This window comes from Tardiphaga sp. (assembly GCF_028290785.1).
In the GTDB taxonomy this organism is placed as follows: Bacteria; Pseudomonadota; Alphaproteobacteria; order Rhizobiales; family Xanthobacteraceae; genus Tardiphaga.
In genome coordinates, this window is sequence record NZ_JAQGJD010000183.1 from 1 (window position 1) to 5230 (window position 5230).

The 5230-nt window shown below is 66.0% G+C and carries 5 protein-coding genes; 2 read left to right on the forward strand and 3 right to left on the reverse strand.

The features are described from left to right. On the forward strand, positions 1 to 1013 hold a 1013-nt coding region (locus JWR89_RS10610; RefSeq protein WP_299715400.1), incomplete at its 5' end, for a bifunctional alpha/beta hydrolase/OsmC family protein. Between the two features lie 145 nt (positions 1014 to 1158). Here the strand turns inward: JWR89_RS10610 and JWR89_RS10615 are convergent. From JWR89_RS10615 to JWR89_RS10625, 3 genes are all read right to left on the reverse strand, one after another. Further along, positions 1159 to 2163 carry a zinc-binding alcohol dehydrogenase family protein gene (locus tag JWR89_RS10615; RefSeq protein ID WP_299715402.1) on the reverse strand — a complete coding sequence of 335 codons (1005 nt, stop codon included), beginning with the start codon at positions 2161 to 2163 and terminating at the stop codon, positions 1159 to 1161. A gap of 214 nt (positions 2164 to 2377) precedes the next feature. Continuing rightward, on the reverse strand, positions 2378 to 3148 hold the full coding sequence (locus JWR89_RS10620; protein WP_299715404.1) for an alpha/beta hydrolase: 771 nt from the start codon (positions 3146 to 3148) through the stop codon (positions 2378 to 2380). 183 nt (positions 3149 to 3331) lie between these two features. Further along, positions 3332 to 4618, reverse strand: coding sequence for a DUF445 family protein (locus JWR89_RS10625; protein ID WP_299715406.1), 1287 nt, complete (start codon positions 4616 to 4618; stop codon positions 3332 to 3334). Between the two features lie 184 nt (positions 4619 to 4802). Here JWR89_RS10625 and JWR89_RS10630 point away from each other — a divergent pair, with 184 nt between their 5' ends. After that, positions 4803 to 5069 (forward strand): hypothetical protein, encoded by a 267-nt coding sequence (locus JWR89_RS10630; protein WP_299715409.1) that lies wholly within the window; start codon positions 4803 to 4805, stop codon positions 5067 to 5069. Positions 5070 to 5230 lie beyond the last annotated feature (161 nt).

The window sequence follows — 5230 nt, forward strand, 5'->3', positions numbered from 1 at the left end:
GCGAAGGCGATTTCGCCAATACCACGTTCTCCTCCAACGTCGCCGACCTCGTGCTCGCCGCCGACCACCTGCGCGGCATCCGCCGGGCGCCGACCATCCTGATCGGCCACAGCCTTGGCGGCGCGGCGATCCTCGCCGCCGCCGGGCAGATCCCCGAGGCCAAAGCGGTGGTGACCATCGCCGCACCGTCCGATCCCGCCCACGTCACCCACATGTTTGCCGAACACGTCGATAGCATCCGCACCCAGGGCGAAGTCGAAGTGCAGCTCGCCGGCCGGCCGTTCCGGATCAAGCGGGAATTCCTCGACGACATCGCCGAGCACCATTTGCTGGCGCATATCGGCAAGCTCCACAAGGCACTGCTGATCCTGCAATCACCGACCGACGACACCGTCGGCATCGACAACGCCACGCGCATCTTCCTGGCCGCCAAACACCCCAAGAGCTTTGTCTCGCTCGACGGCATGGACCATCTGCTGACCAACAGGCGGGATGCCGTCTATGTCGCCGACGTCATCGCCGCCTGGGCGGCGCGCTATCTCGAGCCGGTGGCGGCGGATGCCGCGGCCGGCCTGCCGGAAGAACCGCGCAAGGTCGTGGTGCGCGAGACCCGCGCGACCAAATTCCAGCAGCAGATTGTGGTCGGCCCGCATCGCCTGATCGCCGACGAGCCGGCTTCCGCCGGCGGTGCCGATACCGGCCCCGGCCCCTACGACCTCCTGCTCAGCGCGCTCGGCGCCTGCACCGCCATGACAATGCGGCTCTATGCCGACCGCAAGGCGCTGCCGATGGAGCGCGTGACGGTGACGCTGAACCACCACAAGATCTACGCCAAAGACTGCGAGGAGTGCGACACCAAGGAAGGCATGCTCGACCAGATCGAGCGCGTCATCGCCATCGAAGGCGCGCTCGACGCCGAACAGCGCGGCAGGCTGATGGAGATCGCCGACAAGTGCCCGGTGCATCGCACGCTGACCTCGGAGATCCGGATCGTAACGACGGCGGCGGAATAAGCGTACGCACCCTCCCCGTCATTGCGAGGAGCCCTTGCGACGAAGCAATCCAGTCTTCCTTCGCCCGCGGCCTTCTGGATTGCCGCGTCGCTTCGCTCCTCGCAATGACGGGGAGAGGTCAGCGAGCCGTTACTGGCACATCGCCTTACGGCCTCAAGATCACCCTATCGCGCGATGATCCCGCCACCGCCCGATACGCCTCACGCGCATCTTGCAGCGCGTAGATCGCCCCGGCGCGAATCGGAAACGGCTTCAAATGACCGCCGGCAAATCCCGGCGCCAGGTCCTTCAGCACCGCGCCGGATGCCACCGACGACAGCCCGAGCGTATCGATGCCGACATAGGTGTGCTGGCCGCGGTAGAATTCCAGGATGTTGAACGGCACCACCGGCTGCACGGCGGCAATCAGGATCTGCCGGCCCTTCAGCGCCAGCGCCTTGTGCGCGGCCTGGAAATACGGATCGCCGACGGTGTTGAAGACGATGTCGGCGCCCCGGCCGTCCGTCATCTCGCGCAGGCGCGGCGCGACATCCACCGACGATGAATCGATGACTTCGACGGCCGCGCTGGCGTGGCCGTCATAGGGCTCGTCCTTGCGCACCACGCCGATGACGCGGGCGCCCTGCCAGGTGGCGATCTGCACCGCGGCCTGGCCGACCTTGCCGTTGACGCCCATCACCAGCACGGTCTCGCCGGGCTTCGGCATGCCGGCGCGGCGCAGGCCTTCCATGGCGGTGACGAAGGGCACGCCGATGCCCGCGGTCGCTTCCCAGCTGAGATGCGCCGGCTTATCGACCAGCGCCGCCGCCTCGACGCTCAGATGCGTGGCATGGCTGCCGTCGCGGCGGATGCCGAGGTCGCCGGAGGAGCCGAACACCTCGCGGCCGATCCATGCGGCGGGACCGTCGATCACCACGCCTGCGAAGTCGCGGCCCGGCGTACGCGGAAACACCGCATAGGGCATCAATCCGGTGGCGGCCTTGATATCGGACGGGTTCACCGCCGCCGCGCGCACCTCGACCAGCACCTCGTTGGCCGCCCGCGACAGCGCGTGCCGCTCGACCACCGGCGCAACCGACGCGGCATCGGCCGCCTTCGCCAGCAGGCGCAGGCAGCGGGCATCGACGGAGACGGGCGGTGTGGAGGTCATGCGGAAAGTCCCGGCGCGTGGATCGCGTCATTCGTGGTTGTGAAACAGTATGATCGAATCCATGCGCACCACAAACACCGCCGTCATCCTGAGGTGCCGTCGCGCAGCGACGGCCTCGAAGGATGGCCACGGGCGCTGAACAGGCATCCTTCGAGGCTCGCCGAAGACGGCGAGCGCCTCAGGATGACGGCGGTGTGTGGGATATCGCGACGCGCTACCGGCTCGGATCCGGATAGACCAGGCTGCGCCAGCCGGAGCGCTCGAACGGCGCCCAGGCGCCTTCGCGCTGGGCGAGGCGTTCGGCCACCGCATAGACCACGGCCGGGTGATGTCCCATGCCGCAATGGCTGCTTTCGACCTCGATGCTTTCCGACATCGCCGAGGATTTTTCCATGCAGCCCTGCCAGGCGCAGATGCCATCGCTGCGGCTGTAGATCGCAGTGGTCGGCACCGGCGGCGTGTCCGCCAGCGAGCCGCCGAACTGCGGACCGGTGTGCTCCGCGGGCTGGCCGCTGACCATCTCATAGACCTGCCAGGCGTTGGTCGCCTTCGGGCCGGCCGCGAACGGGCTGCCCAGCGTGATCACCGACCGGACGCGATCCGGCATCATCTTCGCGAGCTGCCGCGCGTACAGCCCGCCGAGACTCCAGCCGACCAGGCTAACCTTGCGGCCATGGGTTTCGTTCATCTCGCGCAGCAGATCGAGCATGCTGTCCTGCACGCCGTCGCGCAGGCCGAGGTTGCGGCCCTGCTTCCAGCCGCTCACGGCATAGCCACGGCCTTTCAGAAAACTGCGCAGCGGTCGCGTCGAGGTATCGGAGGCCACCAGCCCCGGCAGTACCAGTACCGGATGACCGTCACCACGCGGCGCCAGGTTCAAGAGCGGCAGCGCGCCGAGGAAGGCGCCGAATTCGTGAATCGCGCGGCCTTCGAGAAACATCAGGGTTTTGGAAGGCGGACGCTGCGCCTGCGCGGTAACGGACATCTGATTTCCTCTCGCGGCCGGCGCTGTCGCCGGTCTAACCGATTGATCTGAAAGAGCTCGCTACACAACGCATTAAACGACTATCTGTGCCATCAAGTTAAGGCCCGGTTTGCACGATTTCAAGTTCGTGTCATTGCGAGGAGGGACCGGAGTACCTGCATTGCAGTGCGGTACTCCCGTCCCTCACAGCATCCGCAACAGAAACTCGGCGGTATACAGCGCCAGCCCGGCGAGGCCGCCGATCAGCGAGCCGTTGAAGCGGATGTACTGCAGATCCTTGCCGATATTGACCTCGATCACCCCGATCAACTGTCCCATGTCCCAAGCCTTGACCTGGTCGGCGATGAAGCCGGAGACCCCGCTCTTCTGCTCCGCAATGAAGGCGCGCAGCACCGCCACCACGCCCTGGTTGATCTCGCCGCGCATCTCGGCATCGCCCGCCAGCGCGGCGCCGGCTGCCATGAACACGTTGGCGAGATGGTGCTGCAGCACATGACTTTCGCCGGACGCGCTGCGCTCGATGAAGGCGCGCGCGTTGGCCCACAGGTTTCGCGACACCTCGGCAAGCTCCGGACGCGCCAGGAAATCGCGCTTCAGGCTGTCGATGCGGCCGCCGAAACCCGGCTCGGTCTCGAGTCTGTCGACGAAGGACAGCAGCATCTGGTTGAACTCGCCGCGGAACGGATGGTCGGGATCGCTGCGGACATCCTCGAAGAACGACGTCGCCGATTTCACGATGCGCTTCACCAGGAACGCATCCGCGCGATACAGCTTCAGTAGCGTCGGCAGCTCGTTGCGGATCTTGTCCCTGATGACCGCCAGCGTGTCGGCTTGCGTCAGCGCGCCGTGCACCGCGCGCAGGAGATCGTCGAGCAGGCCCTGATGGCGGCCGTCGCGGATGAAGCCGCGCAACGTGCCCGCCGCGAGCGGCGCCAGATCGACCGCCTGCAGTTGCGTCATGACGCGGCGGATCACGAAGGTCTTGAGGCCCGAGGTTTCCGTGGCCGCCATCGCTTCCGGCAGCAGCCGGAGCACGAAGCGCGCGAGATCAGCGCTGCGCTTGCGGTCGCTCAGCCAGTCGGCGACAAAACTGGCGAAATCCACCTCGCGCAATTTGGCCTCGACCGGCCCGGCCTCGAGGAAATGCACCTCGATGAATTCGCCGAGCTTGTCGGCGATGCGATTCTGATTCGCCTGGATGATCGCGGTGTGTGGAATCGGCAGCCCGAGCGGCCGGCGGAACAGCGCGACCACCGCGTACCAGTCGGCCAGCCCGCCGATGGTGGCGGCTTCGGCGAAGGCCGCCACGAATCCAAACGCGGGATGCACGGGCATCATGATTCGCGCGGCAATAAACGCCGCGAGACAACCCGCCAGCACCACCGCCGCCACCGTTTTGACGCGCCGCAGTTCCACCGCGCGCGCCGCGTCGCCGGGGCTGAGAAAGGACGAAAAAGCGCGATCGGCCATAGGGTTACTCAAGGGTTCGGGTGATCGGGTTCCACATAGGTCAGGCAGATCCAACAATCTGAATCGCGCCTGTTAACCTTTCTTAAAGATGTCCCTCGCGGATACCGCCACGCATGTTAAATCTCGATTCGCGCTTCAAGTGACGTGCTTCGCCTCGATCACCGCAAAGACCATTGGGAATTTCATGAGCCAGTCCATTTCCTACCAGCCCGCGCGCGATCCGTTGCCCGATCATGAGCAGAAGCAGGCCGCTTTGAGCTACCTCAACGAAGCCTGGGCCGAAGCGCGCCACGACGGCGTCGATGGCGACTGCCTGGCCCAGGCCAGCCTGTTCGCGGCGTTTGCCGAGCTGGTCGGAACCTACGGCGAAGACGCCGTAGCCAAGTTCGTCGAAGGCCTGCCCGGCCGCGTCCGCAACGGCGAATTCTCGCTGGTGCTGGCGAGGCAGTAGGGCCTCGTCGTCCCGGGCCAGCGAGCGAAGCGAGCGCCGACCCGGCAACTGTAGTTTTCCGATCAGGGACAGAACGGTTTTTGATCTCGGATGACTGCGTTGAGGGTGATGAGCAGCTTTCTGGCGATGGCGATGAAGGCGACTTTGGCGGGCTTTCCGGC